The organism is Nocardioides sp. NBC_00368 (assembly GCF_036090055.1).
GTDB lineage: Bacteria > Actinomycetota > Actinomycetes > Propionibacteriales > Nocardioidaceae > Nocardioides.
Window position 1 is genome coordinate 3,306,693 of sequence record NZ_CP107970.1, and the last position, 19,277, is coordinate 3,325,969.

Here is a 19,277-nt window from a genome sequence, read left to right on the forward strand (position 1 = left end):
CTTCACATGTCCGCTGACGGATGGATGTGTCACCGTACGGGCCACGTCGTACGCCCCGCGATCACGGCGTCTGCATCGTCGGCCACTCCACCGCGGCCGTCGGCCTGTCGACAGCAGCTCGAAAACGCAGCGCGGCCCGGCACGGGTTCGTGCCGGGCCGCCCTCACGCGCAGCTGATCAGAGAGAGTCGATCGCCTCGTTGAGCGTCGCGGAGGGACGCATGACGGCGGTGACCTTCTCGGCGTCGGGCATGTAGTAGCCGCCGATGTCGGCGGGCTTGCCCTGGACCGCGAGGAGCTCCTCGACGATCTTGTCCTCGTTGGCGGCGAGGGTCTCGGCGAGGCCCTTGAACGCCGCGGCGAGCTCGGTGTCCTCGGTCTGCGCGGCGAGCTCCTGGGCCCAGTAGAGGCCGAGGTAGAAGTGCGAGCCGCGGTTGTCGGTCGTGCCGAGCTTGCGACCCGGGGAGCGGTCGTTCTCGAGGAACGTCGCGGTCGCCCGGTCGAGCGCACCGGCGAGCACCTTCGCCGCCGGGGCAGAGGCCTGCTCGGCGTACTTCTCGAACGACGGCACCAGCGCGAAGAACTCACCCAGCGAGTCCCAGCGGAGGTAGTCCTGCTCGACCAGCTGCTGCACGTGCTTCGGCGCCGAGCCGCCCGCACCCGTCTCGAACAGACCGCCGCCGGCGATCAGCGGGACGATGGAGAGCATCTTCGCCGACGTACCGACCTCGAGGATCGGGAACAGGTCGGTGTTGTAGTCACGCAGCACGTTGCCGGTGACCGAGATCGTGTCCTCGCCGTTGCGCAGGCGCTCGAGCGAGTACGCCGTGGCCAGCTCGGGCGAGAGGATCTTGATCTCGAGACCCTCGGTGTCGTGCTCCGTGAGGTAGGTCGTGACCTTCTTGATCAGCTCGGCGTCGTGGGCGCGCGACTCGTCGAGCCAGAAGACGGCCGGGGTCTTGGAGTCACGGGCACGGCTGACGGCGAGCTTGACCCAGTCGCGGATCGGGATGTCCTTGGTCTGGCAGGCGCGCCAGATGTCGCCGGCCTCGACGTCGTGCTCGATCAGCACGTCGCCGGCCTTGTTGAGGACACGGACGGTGCCGGCGGCCTCGATCTGGAAGGTCTTGTCGTGGGAGCCGTACTCCTCGGCCTTCTGCGCCATCAGACCGACGTTGGGGACGGTGCCGATCGTGGCCGGGTCGAGCGGGCCGTTCTTCTTCACGTCGTCGATGACGGTCTGGTAGACGCCGGCGTAGGAGGAGTCCGGGATCACCGCGAGGGTGTCGTCCTCGCCACCGTCGGCACCCCAGAGCTTGCCGCCGTTGCGGACCAGCGCCGGGATCGAGGCGTCGATGATGACGTCGGAGGGGACGTGCAGGTTGGTGATGCCCTTGTCGGAGTTGACGTAGGACAGGCGCGGGCCGGCCTCGATCGCGGCCTTGAAGGCGGCCTCGATCTCGGCGCCCTTCTCCAGGCCGGACAAGCCCGACAGGATCGCGCCCAGGCCGTCGTTGGCGGACAGGCCGGCGGCCTCGAGGTCGGCGCCGTACTTCTCGAAGACATCCGTGAAGTAGGCCTTCACGACGTGGCCGAAGATGATCGGGTCGGAGACCTTCATCATCGTGGCCTTGAGGTGCAGCGAGAACAGCACGTCGTCGGCCTTGGCCTTGGCGAGCGCGTTCTCGAGGAAGGCGTGCAGGTTGGCCACCGACATGTACGTCGCGTCCACGATCTCGCCCTCGAGCACCGGCAGCGCGGCGAGCAGCGTCACCGTCTCACCGTCGGCCTTCTCGAGCACGATGGAGAGGGTGTCGTCGGCCGGGAGGGTCACCGACTTCTCGTTGGACTTGAAGTCGTGGGCGCCCATGGTGGCGACGGTGGTCTTCGAGTTGTCCGCGAACGGCTTGTTGGTGTGCGGGTGGGCCTTGGCGTACGCCTTGACCGAGCCCGGCGCACGACGGTCGGAGTTGCCCTCGCGCAGGACCGGGTTCACCGCGGAGCCCTTGACCTTGTCGTACTTGGCCCGGATCTCCTCCTCCTCGGGCGTGCTGGGCGCCTCGGGGTAGTCGGGGATCTCGTAGCCCTTCTCCTGCAGCTCCTTGATCGCGGCCTTGAGCTGCGGGATGGAGGCGGAGATGTTGGGCAGCTTGACGATGTTGGCTTCCGGCGTCTTCGCCAGGTCACCGAGCTCGCCCAGCGCGTCGTCGGCCAGGCCGAACTGCGCCAGGATGCGCGCGGCCACCGAGATGTCACGCGTCTCGACCTCGACGCCCGCCTTGGCCGCGAAGGCCGAGACGATCGGAAGGAAGGAGTACGTCGCGAGCAGCGGCGCCTCGTCGGTGTGGGTGTAGATGATTCGTGCGGCCATGGGTGTGGCTACTCCTGACAAGTTGCGATCTGCGGTGCTGCGGACTTAGGTCGGGGACCCCGGACATGAAAGTGCCTTGACGTCAAGATACCTGATCCCCGATGCGACACCGCCCCGCCCTACCTAAGCACCACGAAGTGCCGTCGCAAAAGAGTTACTGTGTGTCAACACCTCCTTGTTGTTCAGGTGACTGCTGATGCCTGAGTGCTTCTCGGGTGTCGATGGGTCTGACCGACGTCAACAGACATTGAAGGGTTTAAGGGGACATGACTGAGGAATCACTGTCGGCCGCTGAGCCGACCTTCATCCAGAAGATGGCAGCCGAGGTCATCGGCACCTTCATCCTCGTGTTCATCGGCTGCGGTTCCGTCATCGCGGTGGTGGCCGGCGCCGGCCACGCCGAGCAGCCGACCTGGGGACTCGAGGTCGTCGCAGTCGGGCTCGCCTTCGGTATCGCCGTGGTGATGGGCGCCTACACCTTCGGCCGCATCTCCGGCGGCCACTTCAACCCGGCGGTGACCCTCGGCGTGGCCACGGCCGGCCGGATCAGCTGGAAGGACGCCGGCGCCTACATCGGCGCTCAGTTCGTCGGCGCGGTCATCGGCGCGATCGCGCTGTTCCTCATCGCGCTCTCCACGGGCTACAACTCCTGGAACGACGGTGGCCTCGGCGCCAACGGCTTCGGTGACGGAGCCGGCACCGGCATCGTCGGCGCGATCCTGGTCGAGCTGATCCTCACCTTCATCTTCGTCTTCGTGATTCTCGGTGTCACCGACGTCCGGGCCGGCACCAACGCCGCTGCCGCGCCGCTCGCCATCGGCCTGGCGCTGGCCGCGATCCACTTCGTCGGCATCCCGCTGACCGGCACCTCGGTCAACCCCGCCCGCTCGTTCGGCCCCGCGCTCTTCTCGGGCACCGACGCCCTGGCCAACCTCCCGATCTTCCTCATCGTCCCGGCCCTCGGCGGTGCGCTCGCCGGTCTCGTCTACCCGCTGCTCTTCGACAAGGACGGCTCCGAGATCGCGGGTGCCGGCCTCGCCTTCGGCGGCGACAACCTGCGCCCGGCCGTCCCGGCCTGGGACTCCCAGGCTGCCGCCCCGGCGGCCCCCGCGGCTGCAGCTCCGGCGGCTCCGGCCGCTGCTCCGGCGGCGCCCGCTGCTCCCGCGGCACCCGCAGCACCCGCCACCCCGGCGGCACCTCCGGCCGCGGAGAACAGCGACCGCACCATCGTCTCCGGCGGTGCCGGCGGCGGTCAGCAGGCCTGGCAGCAGCCGACCCAGACCGCCGAGGGCGAGCTGCCGGTCTACGAGCAGGACGGCTGGCGCTGGGACTACGCGAAGCAGGAGTGGGTCCCGATCGAGCAGTGACCCGCTGATAGTAAGAAGGCCGTCCCCCTCGGGACGGCCTTCTTTCTGTTCCTGGGTCCTACTCGCCCGGGACTGTCACGGCGAGGATCCACAGCGCGCCCGCGGTCAGCGCCAGCAGCACCACGTCGAACCAGCGGTTGCGCACGGCCAGCATCCCGGCGTCCTTCGTACGCAGCACCGCACGCCCCAGCGACGCGGCCCCCAGCCCGGCGGCGAGGACGATGATCCCCACCCGCCAGTGGCCGAAGCCGACCAGCCCGAGACCGACGATCGCCGCCGTCAGCACGCCGAGGTAGACGAACCCGCCGATGGTCGAGGGGAAGCTGCGTACGTCCTTGGGGTCCGTCTTCTCAGGCGCCACCGCCACCGGTGCGGGAGCCGCCGGTGTGGGGCTGAGCGGGGGATGGACGGACACGTGTCAGAGCCTTTCGAGAGCCTTCTCGGCGCTGAGGACGATATTGGAGAGCAACATGGCGCGTGTCATCGGACCCACCCCACCCGGGTTCGGAGACACCCAGCCAGCCACGTCCCACACGTCCTCGGCCAGGTCTCCTGCGATCTTACCGTCGACCCGGGAGACACCGACGTCCAGCAGGGCCGCGCCCGGCATGACCATGTCCTTGGTGATGATGCCCGGCACGCCCGCGGCGGCCACCACGATGTCGGCGTTGCGGGTGTGGGCGGCCAGGTCGCGGGTGCCGGTGTGGCACAGGGTGACCGTGGCGTTCTCGGAGCGCCTGGTCAGCAGCAGCCCCAGCGGACGCCCGACGGTCAGCCCACGGCCGACCACGACGACCTCGGCGCCGTTGATCTCGACCCCGTGACGACGCAGCAGCTCGATGCAGCCCACCGGCGTGCACGGCAGCGGGCCTTCCTCACCCAGGACCAGCTTGCCGAGGTTGTGCGGGTGCAGCCCGTCGACGTCCTTCTCCGGAGCCACGCGGGAAAGGAGCGCGAACTCGTCGAGGCCGGTCGGCTGCTGGATGAGGAAGCCGGTGACAGCCGGGTCCGCGTTGAGCTCGTCGATGACCTTCTCGACCTCGGCCTGGGTCGCGGTGGCGGGCAGGTCGACACGAGTCGAGGCGACACCGATCTCGGCGGCGTCCTTGTGCTTGGCGTTGACGTACCAGTGCGAGCCGGGGTCGTCGCCGACCAGAACGGTGCCGATCCCAGGGGTGATCCCCTGGGCCTTCAGCTTCTCGACCCGCTCGGCGAGCTCGGCCTTGATCGCCTTCAGCGTCGCGGTGCCGTCCAGCTTCTGTGCTGTCACTTCTTCATCCTGTCACTCTGGGCTGTGGTTTCGGCGTAGTGGGCGGGCTGTGTCTGTTCGTCGAGGTATGCAGGGAAACCGTCACGTCCCACGCGGAGTTCCGCGCGGGAAGTGACGGATCGGCTGCATACCTCGACGAACATACGGCGCGCTCAGTGTGCGAAGTGGCGCGTGCCGGTGAAGTACATCGTCACGCCGGCCGCCTCGCACGCCTTGATGGTGAGCTCGTCGCGGATGGAGCCGCCGGGCTGGACGATCGCCTTGACGCCGGCGTCGATCAGGATCTGCGGGCCGTCCTCGAAGGGGAAGAAGGCGTCGGACGCGGCGACGGAACCTCGGGCACGCTCGGCGCCCTCGGCGAGCGTGTTGGCGCGCTCGACGGCCAGACGGCAGGAGTCGACGCGGTTGACCTGACCCATGCCGATGCCGACCGCGGCACCGTCACGGGCCAGCAGGATCGCGTTGGACTTGGCTGCGCGTACGGCCTTCCAGGCGAACGCCAGGTCAGCCAGGGTCGCCTCGTCGGCGGCCTCGCCGGTGGCCAGGGTCCAGTTGGCCGGGTCGTCGCCCTCGGCCTGGAACGTGTCGGTGTGCTGCATCAGCAGACCACCGCTGATCGGGCGGGTCTCGACACCGGAGGTCGCGAGCGGCTCGGCGACGAGGATGCGGATGTTCTTCTTGCCCTGCAGGACCTCGACGGCCCCGTCCTCGTAACCGGGAGCGACGATCACCTCGGTGAAGACCTCGGCGACCTGCTCGGCCATCTGCTTCGAGACCGGTACGTTGGTGGCGATCACGCCGCCGAACGCGGAGACCGGGTCGCACTCGTGGGCGCGGCGGTGGGCCTCGGCGACATCAGCGCCGACCGCGACGCCGCACGGGTTGGCGTGCTTGATGATCGCGACGGTCGGCTGGTCACCCTGGTCGTAGGCCGCACGGCGAGCGGCGTCGGTGTCGACGTAGTTGTTGTAGGACATCTCCTTGCCGTGCAGCTGCTCGGCGGCGGCCAGCCCGCCCGGACCGAAGCCGGAGCGGTAGAGCGCGGCCGGCTGGTGCGGGTTCTCGCCGTAGCGCAGCACCGCCTGGCGGTCCCAGGTCGCGCCGGCCCACGCCGGGAAACCCGAGCCGTCGGAGGTGTCGGTGAGCACGTTGCCCATCCAGGAGGCGACGTGGACGTCGTACGTCGCGGTGTGCACGAACGCGGCCGCGGCGAGCGCCTTGCGCTGGTCGTAGGTGAACCCGCCGGCGGCAAGCGCGGCAAGGGTGTCGGCGTACTGCTCCGGGCTGGTCACGATGGCGACCGACGGGTGGTTCTTGGCGGCGGCGCGGACCATCGAGGGGCCACCGATGTCGATCTGCTCGACGACCTCGTCCGGGCCGGCACCTGAGGCGACGGTCTGCACGAACGGGTAGAGGTTGGAGACGACCAGGTCGAACGGCTCCACCTCGAGCTCCTTAAGCTGCTCGACGTGGGACTCGAGCCGGCGGTCGGCGAGGATGCCGGCGTGCACGCGCGGGTGCAGCGTCTTCACGCGGCCGTCGAGGCACTCGGGGAAGCCGGTCAGGTCCTCGACCTTGGTCACCGGGAGGCCGAGCTTCTCGATCAGGGCGGCCGAGCCGCCGGTCGAGACGAGCTCGACGCCGGCGTCGTGGAGCCCGCGGACCAGGTCCTCGAGGCCGGTCTTGTCGTAGACGGACACCAAGGCCCTCTTGATCGCGATCTGGTCCTGCACAGCCACAGCAAACTCCCCATCGGTCGATGAATTCGATGAGGGGCACCCAGGCGGTCGATGCCGTCTCTTTACACTCCCCGGTGGTCCCCCACCTGCGCCAGTCGTGTGCTCGTCACTCTAACCGTTCAGGCGCGCCCGAATCGAACCCGCCGGCCGTCCACGGTGTAGCCCTCACGGGCGATCCTTCCGACGGACTCGACCAGCATCGAGCGCTCGACGACCTTGATCCGCTCGTGCAGGGTCTCCTCGGTGTCGTCATCCTCCACCGGCACCGTCACCTGGGCCATGATCATCCCGGTGTCGACGCCGGCATCGACGATGAACAGCGTCGCGCCGGTCACCTTCACGCCGTACTCCAGCGCGTCCCGCGCCCCGTGCATCCCCGGGAAGCTCGGCAGCAGCGCCGGGTGGGTGTTGAGCGTCTTCCCCCCGAACCGGTCGAGGAAGGCAGCTCCGACGAGCTTCATGAAGCCCGCCGAGACCACCAGATCCGGCTCGTACGCCGCCACCGACTCGGCCAGCGCCGCGTCCCACTCCTCGCGCGACCCGAAGTCCTTGACCCGGTGCACGAAGGTCGGGATCCCGGCGTCGGTCGCCCGGGTCAATCCCTGGATGCCGTCGCGGTCCGCCCCGACCGCGACCACCTCGGCCCCGTACTCCGGGGACGCGCAGGCGTCGAGAACAGCCTGGAGGTTGGTGCCCGAGCCGGACACGAGGACGACAAGACGAAGAGCCACGTCGTCACTTTAGAGCAGCGCAAGCCGCGCGCCCGCGCCAGCCAGACCCCACTTCGCCTGAGAAGAGCCCCGTTAAAGCGATCAGGCCTCGGAGGGATGGGCAGCACAGGGGGATCACGATGGTCGGCCACTAGGGACCCCACCAAAGGCGCCCAGAGCCTTAGGCACGCCCGGAGCGCCCATCCCTTCATTCTGCGTGGCCCTCGAACTCCCAGTACGCAAACCGTCCGAGTTGCTGGGCGACCTCATCCCAGGTGCCCCCGCGGCACGCCTCAACACGGCGGGTGACGTAGGCCTCAATGGAACTCCACTGGAAGCCGCCGACGATCAGATGGTGTCGACCTTCGAACACACCGTGCTTCGCCACGTTCTCCTCGACCCACTCCACGCTGCAGATCGTCAGGTCGAAGGACTCATCACCGGGCCCTTCATCTGGGCCAGCCACAATGCGGAGCCCGATGCTCCACGAGCTCGCCTTTGGCCTCCAGATTGCCAGCTCCTCGACGTCGAAACTCGACAATGACCTCAGGGATGCTTTCATGGCGCCTCCATGTCAGTGATGTCCAAGTGGCGACCTAGCCCGAATCAATCGCTCCGAGGTGCTATCCCTGCTCGAATCTTGGCAACACTGGCGAGCCAATCGTCCCAAGCTGCCGGATCTGTGGGCTCGCCATCGGCCTCGATTCCAGTGTCGCCAATGAGCGTCATCAGGTCGTCGCCGGCTCGCTGAGCAAACTCCCAGACGAAGTCGGTCATGGCAAGAAACGCCTGCCGAGGGGTTAGTAGGTCGTCATCTCCGGCGGCTTGGCTATCGTGGAATGACATTGAGTCCTCCGTTCGTGATCTCTCCGTTGCGGACCTCTGCCCACGCTTGAGTGCCGTCGGGCAGGTCTTTGAAGTACTTCTGAAGGCTAGTTCCGTCTTTGAGCGTGATCTCATGGCGCAGGTTCGCCGGATCTAGTGCGCTCCTGATTAGGGCGCGGTTCTCGACCGTATCGTCAGCCAGGTGACCCTTCGCGTTTCTGAAGATGTGCGAGGTGTCTGATCGAAATCCGATCTCGGCGAGCTCGTCCGCAGATTTTGAAGAAGCCCTTCCCGGAGTGGATTCCATCTTGAGGATCGCATCGCTGAGTTTTCCGCCACTCTTACTCGCTTGGTACCCGGCCGCACCAGCACCCGCAGCGGCGGCACCCGCGCAGGCGACACCCGGCACCGCAGCGACAACCGTTGGCGAGGTCACCACAGCCTCGGCCCCGCAGGCAACCGCGCCAACGCCCGCAAGTGCCGACAAGAGGCCCCAGGCAGCCATCTCAGTGCCCGCAAGTGAAGCGTCGATGAGCGAGTCTTGGTTGTGCTCAATCCAGTCGATTACGGGCTGTCCAATCGGATCGCCATCCGGCAACTCAACAGGTTCTGCACCTGCGAACGGGCTGCTTCCGCCGCCTGAGGACGTCCCTCCGCTGGTCGAGGGCGGTTGGCCGCAGCCAGCACTACCTGGGTAACAGTCGCTGTCTCTGTTCGACCCTCCGCCACCTCCTGATCCGTCCAGGAGCAACAGGCCAGTCGGGTCACTTTGAGTGACCGGGGACTGGTTGCCGTAGGCGTAGGCGTTCCATTGCTTCGGCGAGGCCAGGTCCAGCAGCGGGTCAGGGGAGATGAAAGTCCCCGTTGACCCGTCGTAGTACCGCGCGCCGACCTGGGTCAATCCGGTGATGTCGTTCGACTTGCCGAGGAACCCATGGTCACCAGGGGTGCCATTCGCGTCCCTGTCCACCATGCTCGCCGCTGCGGTTGCGCTCTTGCCGCGGGTAGCACCGAACGGGTCGGCGTACTGCTTACGGACCGAGGCGGGGGTCCAGGTGGTGTTGGGGACGGCAACGATGGGGGTGCCGTGGTGGTCGTTGACCAGAGAGGCGACTCCGCCGAGGCCGCGTTGATCGCGTACGGCGATGGTCTCGCCGTTGAAGGTGTAGTAGCGGTGCGCGGAGACGTTCCTGGTCAAGTCGCGCGGGATGGTGACTTCTTGACCGCCGGGTAGGTAGATCGTGACCGCTTCGGCATCCGCGCGGATGATGCGTTCTCCGGTGCCGGTGTAGACGTACTCGGCCTCTCCGAGCTCGTCGACGACTCCGTCGGTGCATGTCTCGCCGGTGGTGAGGGTCTTGACGAGCTTTCCTTCGCGGTCCCAGCACATCGCCTGCGCCACGGACCGACGGGCTGCGGCGCCTTCCGCAGTACGGGCACCGTTGTGGATGGCGGCGATCTCGGTCGAGGAAAGGGCTTGGGAGTACAAGCCCATCTTTGCGACGGAGACGGGTGAGAAGAACTGGCCTGCGGTCGTGGAGCTGGCATCTGCGCCGACGAAGAACCCATTGCGCCCGAGGTTGCCGGGACGCTTCAGCGGACCGGGTGCCTCGATACTGGCGGCGAGCTGCCCGTCGAGATAGAGGCGGGCGGTGTCTCCGTCCCAGGTCCCGATCGCGTGGTACCACTTCCCGGCCGTGATCGCGGCTTGAGCTTGGCGGTAGCCACCGTCGGTGTAAATGTTGAAGGTGAGTTTGCCGTCGTACACCACCATGGAGGCACCCCCGCCCTCCTTGGCCGAGCACACCGAGTGCTCGGTGGTGTTGGGAAGGGTGCCGTTGTCCTTCATCAGGCACTCGATGCTCATCTCGTCGGTGAGCTTGTCCCACTGGGCATCGCCCATCGCGTAAGAGTAGGCGTCATCGACACCGTCGAACTTGGCGACCTTCGACCCGGCCAGCCCAAGCTTCGTGCGGCGTGCCGCATCGAGGGTGGTGTCGTCGATGACGGCGGGGGTGCCGTGCTTGGTCATCGTTCGGCCCTGGGCGTCGTCGGTCGGGGTGCCGTCGGTGTAGTCGACATCGAGGACATCGGCCTCGGGGACCGTCACCTCGGCAACCTCCGTCCCGGTCCGGGTCTCCTGTCCACCGGTGGCGGTGTAGGTGAAGTTACGGGCCGGGAGCTGGGTCGTGGTCCCGTTCGCAGCCTTCGACGTGCCGGTGATCGAGGTGACCGCGTGCGGGCCGGCATTCCCGGTCTGCGTGTAGTCGTAGTCGGTGGTCTCGGTGACCCCGGTCAGCCCGTCGCGGTAGGTCTGAGTTTCGCGGTTGCTGTTGAGCGGATTGTAGGTGTAGCCGATCTGGTAGGGCGCCGGGCCTGCCAGGGCCGGGTTGCCTGGATCGCCGGTGCCGCACTCGGTCCCCAAGGCTGGGGTCCAGGCATGCTTCAAGCGCGCGAGGTTGTCGTAGACGAAGCACTGCTTCTCCCCGCGCGCACCAACACCGGTGTCGCCGCCGAGGGCGGTATTGGTGGGGCTGTCGGTGATCTCGGTGACGTTGCCCGAGTCCGTGTACTTGTAGGTCTGGTTCAGGTCGTTGCCGGTGATTCCCTCTCGCTTGAGCATCTGTCCGGTGAGCCGGCCGGTGGTTGGGTCGTAGGTGCGAGAGAGCGCGGCGGAGTAGGTGTTGCCGAGGTCGGCGAGCTCGAGTCGGCCGAGGTCGTCGTAGTGGGAGTCTGCGACATAGGTGCCCCACCCGAACCCGCCGCCCATCCAGCGGGGCTTGGAGGCCTGGTCGTAGAACGTCGTGACTCGCTCAGGGCCCAGGATCGTGGCGGAGTCGGTCGCAGCGACCTTGGAAGTCGTCTGGGACTTGATCTGACCGTCAGCCATGTAGGTGTAGTCCACGCTCGCGGACTCGGTCGAGAGCCGCGCCAGCGCCTCAGGGATATCACCGGTCGGCCCGGAGCCCTCACCCGTGTTGTCGCCGGTAGCGGCTTGGGGGTAGTCCAGGGTCGTGGTCAGGGGCCGGTAGGCGGCATCGACCTTGCCGATACGGGTGGTGTAGTTGCCCTCGCTGGTGTGGCGGGTGGTGGCGTGCTCCATACCCAGCATGCCAGCGGTGTCCGGGTCGGACTCGGGGTCGCCGTCATAGGCGTGCTCGACCCGGATCCGGCCGTCGGTCGTGTCGTCACGCAGGGTCAGCGGACGTCCGAGCTTGTCGTAGGTGTAGGCGATCGTCTTGCCGGCGCCGTTAGTTACCGTCTTCGGCTGGCCATCGCTGGTGTAGGCGGTCAGCGTGTCACCGGCATCGGGGTCCTTCGCCACCGTCTGTCGTCCAGCGAAGTCGTAGGTGTAGGTCCAGGTCGTGCCCGCGGGGTCCTTGAGCTCGATTAGCTGCCCGGCCTGGTCGTAGGTGTAGCTGGTGTCTTGGGTCGCGGTGCCGTCGTGTTGCCGCTGGATCCTGGTCTGGCCCAGCGCGTCAACGATCGTCGTGGTCTTGATCCCTCCCGCCGGCGGGGTGACCGTGGTCACCTTGCCGTTGTAGGCGGTCAGGGTGCGCCACTTCTCGTCGTAGCCGTTGGTAGACGGGTCGGACCACAAGATCTCGTCGGTGACGCGACCCGCGCGGTCATAGAGCCAGGAGACCATCTTGTCCGGCTCGACAATCGTCTTATAGTTCAACAACTCCGCGGTCGGTTTCCCGTCAACCGAGAGCCACGGACCGTACGTTTTCTCCTTCTCGCCGGCAGTGTTGTAGACCGTGTGGGTCATCACCCGGGTGTCGACCGCCTTGGAGCGGTTCTGGTAGGAGTCGCCGGTGTTGGCGGACTCGGCCTGGGTCTGAAGCTCGCGGCCCAAGCCGTCGCTGATCGCGACCGCTGTGTGGTAGCCGTCCCCGTGAGCGTTGAGGGTCTGGGTCGCGACCGCGTTGATGCCGTTGGCGCGGTCGGTGTAGTCGTACTTGACCGAGGCCTTGCCGAGGCTGGCGTGCTGCGGATAGGTCACGGTCAGCAGACGGCCCAAGCCGTCATAGCTGGCCTTGGTGACCTTGTCGTTGAGGTCCTTGGCCTCGAGCACGACACCGAGGAACGGGTCGTACTTCTTCGAGGTCACGAACTCCGGCCGCCAACCAGTCGTGCCGTCGATGTCACCCTGGCTGGTGGTGACGTGCTCGACCAGACCGGCACCCGCCGGGGCGTAGGTCGTGGTCGTGGTCCGGTCGACCGCGGAGTCGTCGGGATAGACGGTCTCGCTGACGGTCCGGCCGAGCGCGTCCGGTGTGGTCTTGCTGATGCGGACCATCCCAGCCCGGCCGGCACCGTCCATCGTGCCCGCCTTGACCGCCCCGACCGTGGTCGAGGTGGTGGTGACCTCGGGGTCGTCGGGGTCGATGGCCCAGGTCTCGACCGGGATCCCGTCGGCGTTGAGCTTGACGATCTCCTCGCTGAGCAGATCCGAGGGCGCGACCGCGTCGAGATCGGTCGAAGAGGGGCAGGCACCGACATCGGCTGCGGTCGTGTTCAGGGTCTGGGTGCGCCACACCAGGCCGCGCTGGTTCGCGAGGCCCGCGGGGGCGGTGGGGTCGCGGTGGGCATACGCCAACCGTGTGCAGGTGTCATCGGCGTCGGTGCCCAGGTCGCCACGGTTGCTGACCTTGGTCGGTTGACCGTGCTCATCGAACGTGGTCGAGGACAGGGTCCGGAAGTCCAGGCCGGTCGAGGTGTCGCCGGTGGCGTCGTAGGAGAACCCGTAGTCGTCCGAGCCGGTAACCCGGGTGGCTTCGAGCTTGCCCTTGGTCACCACGGGTGCGGAGATGTCGGTCTTCGTGACGGTCTCGGAGAGCTTCTTGCCGTCGTTGAAGGAAGCTGTCGCGAACACGTCTCCGACCCGGGCGTCCTCGTTGTCAGCGACCGAGACCTTGTGTCCCTCGGCACCGGCGGTCAGGGTCTGGGAGGCCTTGCCGCGGTAATAGAAGGTCTGGACCGGGCTGGTCGCCTCCGTGCCGATACCTTGGGTGGTCTTGACCCATTTGAAGCCGCGGAACTCCGAGTGGGTGAGGTTCTTGGGATCGGTGATCGCTGCGACCGGCTCGGCCCAGAACGCGCCACCGGCGGTGTCGTAGTCGTAGTGGGTCTCAGTCGGTGCCGAACCTGTCGGCAGGATCGCCGCGTCGGCGGGGTTGGAGGATCCGGAGGCGACGATCGAGGAGACGATGTATTTCTGGAACCAGTCGATGATCGGCTCGGGCTCTTCGGTGTCACCCGCGACGCTCGTCCACTTGACCGGGAAACACAACCGCTTGTTCCCCGCACCACCGTCTCCGCCGGGGTCCGTGGCGGCGGGCTTGGTGTCGCAACCGCCCTTGTAGTTGATCGAGACACTCGCCCCGGACTCGGTGCGGATCGAGTTCAGGCGTGGACGCCACATCCCGGCCGCGTTGTCGGTGGAGGTATTGAGCCGGTTCTTCATCGCCACCCAGCCCAACTCCACCGACGGCAACGTGACATCAGGGGCATCGCTCGAGCCACGGCCGGTGTGGGTGATCTTGTCCAGACGCAGAATTCTGCCTGTGCCACCCTTGCCCAGGGAGTAGTCGCCCGGATCGAACCACGACTGACCCAACTGCCATTCATCCACGCCCAGGCGGTAGGCGCCGGCGCTCGCGTCGTAGGCGTCGGTGCGGATACCAGTGAGCTGCTTGGTGGTGTAGAAAGCCGGAGAGACCTTCTCTTTGCACTCTGTCGCATCCGCGGCACAGCGCAGGTCGGTTGGGACGTCGGTCTTGGTCGTTCCGTCGGCTGTCCAGTCGCGAGCACTCGTCGTGAACTCGACTTTCACCGGCGCGTTCGTGGGCGTGTCGGGGCCGCCCGTTACCTCGCGGGTTCCGTACTCGATCCGTTTCAACCAGCCACCTGGCTGGTACTGGCGGACCTTCTCGCCCATGTCCGCGCCGTATGCGGCCGTGTTGGAGCCGTAGAAGTAGGTCATAGAGTTCCCCGTCGGGTCCACGACATAGTCCAGGTTCCACCGCCACGCCTGCTGAACCGCGGAGGCCGCAAACGAGGAGTTATAGCCCGGCTCACCCGGGTGGTTGCCATAAACCGGGGCCGTCCACGTCGAGTTCAGCGCCTCACCCTCCACCGGCGCCCGGTCACGACCGAAGTAGTAGACGGTCCCATCGACACCGGTGACCTTCCAATACTCACCACTCGCATCTCGCAACCCGGCCGGAACACCATCAGGGGCCGGGGCTCCGGTGAGGTGTTGGATCTTGGTGCCATCGATGTCTTTGGGGAGCCATTCTCCGGTCTCATCGTTCTTGACCAGCGCGACCGAGGTCCCGCCTAGCATCAAGGTCGCGTTGTCGACGCCCCAGCACAGGTCGCCGGTGCGGTGGGTCTTGTTGTTCGCTGTGGTCCCGGACTTGTCGTCGCGGTCGTCATCACACGGGACATAGGAGCGCTCGATGTAGCCTGGCTCCAGGTCGAAGCCCTCTCCCACCCATGAGGTCTGGTTGTTGGTCGAGGCCACCCGACCATCTGAAGACGCCGAGGAGTACGAGAGCCCGAGCTGCGGCACCAGCCCGCCAGCGGTCTCGGGAACATCGATCGGATACGACCAGGTGAACCCACCAGTCGCGCCCGAAGTGCCCCACGTCGAAGACGGCGCCAACGAGGTCGCCGACCAGTCCCCGCCTTCCCCTGCGGATCCAGGTGTCTGTGGCGGGGTCGTGGTCAAAGCCGAAATCGCACCCTCAGCACCCTCGGGCTCGACCGCTTGCCGGTCACTATCTGAGCCATTGGACTTCGCCGACTTCGGAGATGCAGACGCCGACGAGCTTGGCGAGGCCGACTGAGACTCTTCAGGAGCCGCCGTGGCGCCATCGCTGGGCGACGGCTCAGCCGACGCAGTCGAGGCATCCGCGCTCGGCGCCATGCTTGTGCTCTGGCCGGCAAAGGGCTCTGTGGTCGGCGCAGTCTGCGTCCCGGCCGACTGGTCATCACTGGTGGACTTCTCACTCGATGCGGCCGGGGCCTTGGCGGCTGGCTCTGAGGAAGGAGCCGCTGCCGGAGCCGCCAATGGCTCCTCACCTGGATCGGGCTCCGGATCGGCCAGCCGCTCGACATCATCGACAACACCCTCGATGGTGTCGTCGGAATCAACCGTCTCCGCGGCCGGAGTCAAGGCCTTGTCGGTGACATCGATAGAGTCCAACGGCGCCGTGAGCGCCGCCTTGAAGGTCTCCTCCCGAGAATCCACCGGAGGCGTCAACTCGTCCTCGGTGAACACACCGATCGTGGTCACCGAGGCCTGCGCCGGGGCGCCCACGGCGACGCTCAGCATCGCCCAGGACATGCCCGCAGCGGTCAGGACGCCTGCGGCCCGGGCCGCCCGGCGCGCGAGAGATACGTTGGTTGAAGTGCTCATGATCCTTGTTCGCTTCTTCTCGCGCGTCAGTTCTGGGTGGGGTTGAGGAACTTGTCCTCGTCTTGGCCTTGCCACGCCTCGGCGCCCTGACACATCCGGCGGACCTTGGCCTCGGCCAGCACCTCGCCCTTGAAGATCCGAATGTTGTCGACCACGCCATTGATTCGGTCGGCCGGGTTGCCCTGGTAGAAGCCGTGGCCGACGTAGAACTTCCCGCGCGGCAGCGCCAACGGGCCGGTGAAGGTGGCATCCGAGCGGAACACCTCCGCGTCCTCGGGTGCATCAGGAGTCCCGATCTGACACGTCCACAACCGCAACGTGTCATCGGCATCTGTCGCTGCGCCCTTGTCGTACTCGGCGGTCAAGTGGACCCACTCGCCGAACTTCGCCGCGCTCTTGGCGTAGACCAACTTCGAGGCGTTGTTCTTGTCTCGAACGATGAAGGCCCAACACCCCGTGCCCGGGGCTGGACAGTCCGCAGTCGACGTCGACGCGTTCGGGAGATATCCCAAACGGAACCCATCGTTCCCGCCCAGTTCCTGGGACAGGACCGTGCCCCACGCGTTCGGATTGAACGAAGCATCCAGCTTCACGTGCACAGAGATCACGAACGACTGTTTGGTATCGATCACCTGCGCCTCAGTGTGCACGTCCTCGTCCGCGATGCCAGAGAACCCCAACGCGAAGTCGTCATCACGAGCACCGAACGCCCCGTGCGGGCCCTGGACCGAGTAATCGACGCCATCCAGAACCAGTGTTCCTGCCGGTTCCTGTTCCCCGGTGTCCTTGACCGAGACGTCACGCCCCGGGGCACTGACGTCATCGAAGGACCAGACGCCGTCCTCACGCGCAGTCGCGACCGTGAACTTCAAGGTGCCCGGGTTCGACTTGTTCAACGCCTTGTCATACGTCGATGCCGTCAACGTAATTGAGTTCGCCACCGTCGGCGCCCAACACACCACGATCGACGTGCTCGTCGAAGACACCGTTGTCACACTGGCCTGAGGCGAGAACTTGTATTCATACTTGACCACGTCGCCCGAGTTATCGCCTCGAGTGATCCGGAAACATCCGGTCTGCCCGATTCCACCCAAGTCCATGTCCGGGTCGTCATAGACCGCCTGGGCCCTAGGATCGTCGCTCAGCTTCAACGCATCGATTCTCGGTACGCCCGGGTCGGTGCGATCAACCCCGAACTCACACCACGCAGATGCCGCCGACCCGAACGCCACATCATTGGGACGGAGATTGGCAATGGTCGTGTTGTCATAGGCCGTGGCGCGCCACCGATAGGTCGCCGAGCCCAACGACGGCATCCCTAGCCCCGTGGTGGTGTGTGCGCTGGATGCTGCACGAGCAGTGGTGTAGCCAGAGGTCCACGCCGTCGACCACGCTCCCGAAGAATACTTCTGCAGGGTGAACCGGACCCGCGAACTGTCTCCATCGGAATCACTGGCCAGGACCGACAACAGAGGCCCACCCTCGTTCAACAGCGGCCGCCCCGCACCCGTCGTGCAACCCCGCCCATCGGTCGACATGCTGGTCGGCGTATTCGGGGCCCGGTTGTACTCCACTTCGAGCTTCGCATCCCACCGATACCGCTTCCACCCCGCCATCGAGGAGGTATCCGCCACCGCCAGGCCGATAGAGAAGGTGTCGTCGTTCCATTCGACCTTCTGCTTCGCCCCCGACAAGACATCGAACTCGACCCACTGTGGGCCCTTAGGGCACCCCGACTTGTGATGCAGCGTCTTGACGCCCATCTCCCGATCGGAGGTGAAGTAGCCGGCGTGCGAGTTCCACGTCGAAGACGAGGTCAAGTCCGCCATCCGGTAGGACTTCACCATCTTGTCGGTGCAACTGTAGGAATGCGTTCCCCACGCCGAGAACGACGCCGAAATCAGCTCGCGCGGCTCCAGCACCGCGAACTCACCCAGGCCGCCGAACTCCCAGATCAGGCGCTTGGTCGTCGTTCGGTTGCACTCAGCCGCGACCCCATAGACGCACCGGCCCACCCCGGTGCCGTTGTCGCTGCTGAACTTGTAGCCTGAGGACGAGGACGGCAATGCGGACTCGATCATCGTCCACTCCGTACGCGAGTTCGTCGCGGCCGGATCGAAATGCAGTGGCCACGAAGTGTGGTCGTCAGTGACCATCTCCTCGTCGACGGCGGCCGTGAACGAGCGGCCATTCGCAGCGACCTTGGTGTGCATCAGCTCGACCTTGTCACCCGCGAGTGGCGCCCCCGTACGATCATCCGTTACCGCCTTCGTCGCCGATATCTCCGGGGCTGACTCGCTTCCCGATGGCTCCGCTTCCGATGCCTCAGCGGCCGAGGACTTGTCGCTCGAGCTCGTCGTCGGCGCAGTGCTTGGGGCGGCCACCGATTCCGAGCCAGCCGCGTCCCACTGACGCGCCACCGGCGAAACCAGGACGACCTCACCCTCAGCATTCACCGCCTGCAGCGTGCCGTCCGAAGCCACACCGTCAGGGCCCGCCCCGTCAGCCTCCGGCTTCCACTGTGCACCCTTAAGGGTCATCTCGAACGCGACCTGATCCGCGCCCGCCGCCGCAGCCGCTGCCTCCACCGCCTCGAACGCAGCAGGCGAATCCACCCGCAGCACCGGGACCATCCCCGCTGCGTCACGCTCCACAGACGCCAAAAGGCGAGCGCCCGCGATCGGGGACCCGGCAGCATCGAGCACCGGCCACGACACCCGCGACCCCACGCTCGACTCGCCCGCCCCAGAAGCGACGTCCTCGACCTGGGCCACGCCCAAGCCCACCGGCAGCTCGAACCCGACCGAGACCCCCGCATCAGTCACACCCGGGTCGGTCATCGACGCAAAGGCCGCCCCCGGCGCAATCGGGCCCGCATCGAATCTGAAGTCATAGACACCCGAAGCCAATGTCAGATCACCCGACCCCGCTATCCGCACCAGACCCGGCTCCACCGGCTTCCACTCGCCCGAGATCTTCGTCCGGGTCGCGGCAGCGGTCCGCACCAGCCTCGTCGCCGAGCCCTGATCGACTGCGTAATACGTGTCCCAGGGAGTGTTCCGCTCCCCGATCGCCACCTCCACGTCGCACACCGCCGAGATCTCGGTCGCCAACGCCGCCGACTCCGCAGCAGCCGCCCCTGGATCGACCTCCGAACAGTCCACAGTCGAGTTCGGGTACCGATCGACCTCCTCCGGATCGACGACGTCAGCTGTCGTCATCCCAAACGCAGCCAGCAGACGCCTCGCCGTGAGCGACTCGCTTGAGGCAGCCACCAACGCCGCCGAGGCCGAGCCGGCCACCAAGCTGACCACGACGAGGCCGCCGACAATCCCAGTCAGGACTGGTCGACGACGCCACCACCCGGCAACGAAGCCGACGACGAATCCGACGGCGGGGCGCAGCATCCGGGCGGCCGGCCAAGATGCGATGTGGGGGACCTTCAACAGAACTCCTCGAGAACCAAGACAACACAGCTCTGAGTCCCCGGCCCGATCCAGCCTCTAGAGCAGGTCCCACATCTTTCCGAGCGGATCATGCGGACAGGTCGCGGAGATCTACCGGCTT

11 protein-coding genes and 1 riboswitch are annotated in these 19,277 nt (G+C 66.6%); of the genes, 2 read left to right on the forward strand and 9 right to left on the reverse strand.

Annotation, left to right across the window (positions count from 1 at the left end):
- Positions 1-177 precede the first annotated feature (177 nt).
- Positions 178-2,370 (reverse strand): NADP-dependent isocitrate dehydrogenase, encoded by a 2,193-nt coding sequence (locus OG984_RS15765; RefSeq protein WP_328527244.1) that lies wholly within the window; start codon positions 2,368-2,370, stop codon positions 178-180.
- A gap of 266 nt (positions 2,371-2,636) precedes the next feature.
- On the opposite strand from OG984_RS15765, the gene OG984_RS15770 reads away from it, so the two are divergent.
- Positions 2,637-3,737, forward strand: coding sequence for an MIP/aquaporin family protein (locus OG984_RS15770; protein ID WP_328527245.1), 1,101 nt, complete (start codon positions 2,637-2,639; stop codon positions 3,735-3,737).
- Positions 3,738-3,795: 58 nt separating this feature from the next.
- Here the strand turns inward: OG984_RS15770 and OG984_RS15775 are convergent, their stop codons facing one another.
- From OG984_RS15775 to OG984_RS15805, 7 genes are all read right to left on the reverse strand, one after another.
- On the reverse strand, positions 3,796-4,152 hold the full coding sequence (locus OG984_RS15775) for a DUF3017 domain-containing protein (protein ID WP_328527246.1): 357 nt from the start codon (positions 4,150-4,152) through the stop codon (positions 3,796-3,798).
- Between the two features lie 3 nt (positions 4,153-4,155).
- On the reverse strand, positions 4,156-5,007 hold the full coding sequence (locus OG984_RS15780; RefSeq protein WP_328527247.1) for a bifunctional methylenetetrahydrofolate dehydrogenase/methenyltetrahydrofolate cyclohydrolase: 852 nt from the start codon (positions 5,005-5,007) through the stop codon (positions 4,156-4,158).
- A 152-nt stretch (positions 5,008-5,159) separates the two neighbouring features.
- A complete protein-coding gene (purH, locus tag OG984_RS15785; protein WP_328532363.1) occupies positions 5,160-6,740 on the reverse strand; it encodes a bifunctional phosphoribosylaminoimidazolecarboxamide formyltransferase/IMP cyclohydrolase in 1,581 nt (526 codons plus the stop codon).
- 37 nt (positions 6,741-6,777) lie between these two features.
- Positions 6,778-6,855, reverse strand: a riboswitch (ZMP/ZTP riboswitch).
- 10 nt (positions 6,856-6,865) lie between these two features.
- Positions 6,866-7,477: a phosphoribosylglycinamide formyltransferase gene (gene purN / locus OG984_RS15790; RefSeq protein WP_328527248.1), complete on the reverse strand. Its 612-nt coding sequence runs from the start codon at positions 7,475-7,477 to the stop codon at positions 6,866-6,868.
- A gap of 187 nt (positions 7,478-7,664) precedes the next feature.
- Positions 7,665-8,018, reverse strand: a complete 354-nt coding sequence (locus OG984_RS15795; RefSeq protein WP_328527249.1) for an Imm8 family immunity protein — start codon at positions 8,016-8,018, stop codon at positions 7,665-7,667.
- A gap of 44 nt (positions 8,019-8,062) precedes the next feature.
- Entirely contained in the window at positions 8,063-8,233 is a 171-nt protein-coding gene (locus tag OG984_RS15800) for a hypothetical protein (protein ID WP_328527250.1), read from the reverse strand.
- 52 nt (positions 8,234-8,285) lie between these two features.
- On the reverse strand, positions 8,286-14,813 hold the full coding sequence (locus OG984_RS15805; protein ID WP_328527251.1) for an RHS repeat-associated core domain-containing protein: 6,528 nt from the start codon (positions 14,811-14,813) through the stop codon (positions 8,286-8,288).
- 343 nt (positions 14,814-15,156) lie between these two features.
- Between OG984_RS15805 and OG984_RS15810 the strand changes: the two genes are divergently transcribed.
- Complete coding sequence (locus OG984_RS15810) at positions 15,157-15,756, forward strand: hypothetical protein (RefSeq protein ID WP_328527252.1); 600 nt, start codon at positions 15,157-15,159, stop codon at positions 15,754-15,756.
- Here OG984_RS15810 and OG984_RS15815 read toward each other — a convergent pair.
- The gene (locus OG984_RS15815; RefSeq protein ID WP_328527253.1) at positions 15,737-19,156 is read right to left on the reverse strand and encodes a hypothetical protein; all 3,420 of its coding nucleotides are present in this window, start codon (positions 19,154-19,156) and stop codon (positions 15,737-15,739) included. The two genes, OG984_RS15810 and OG984_RS15815, sit on opposite strands and share 20 nt — an antisense overlap.
- Between the last annotated feature and the right edge of the window lie 121 nt (positions 19,157-19,277).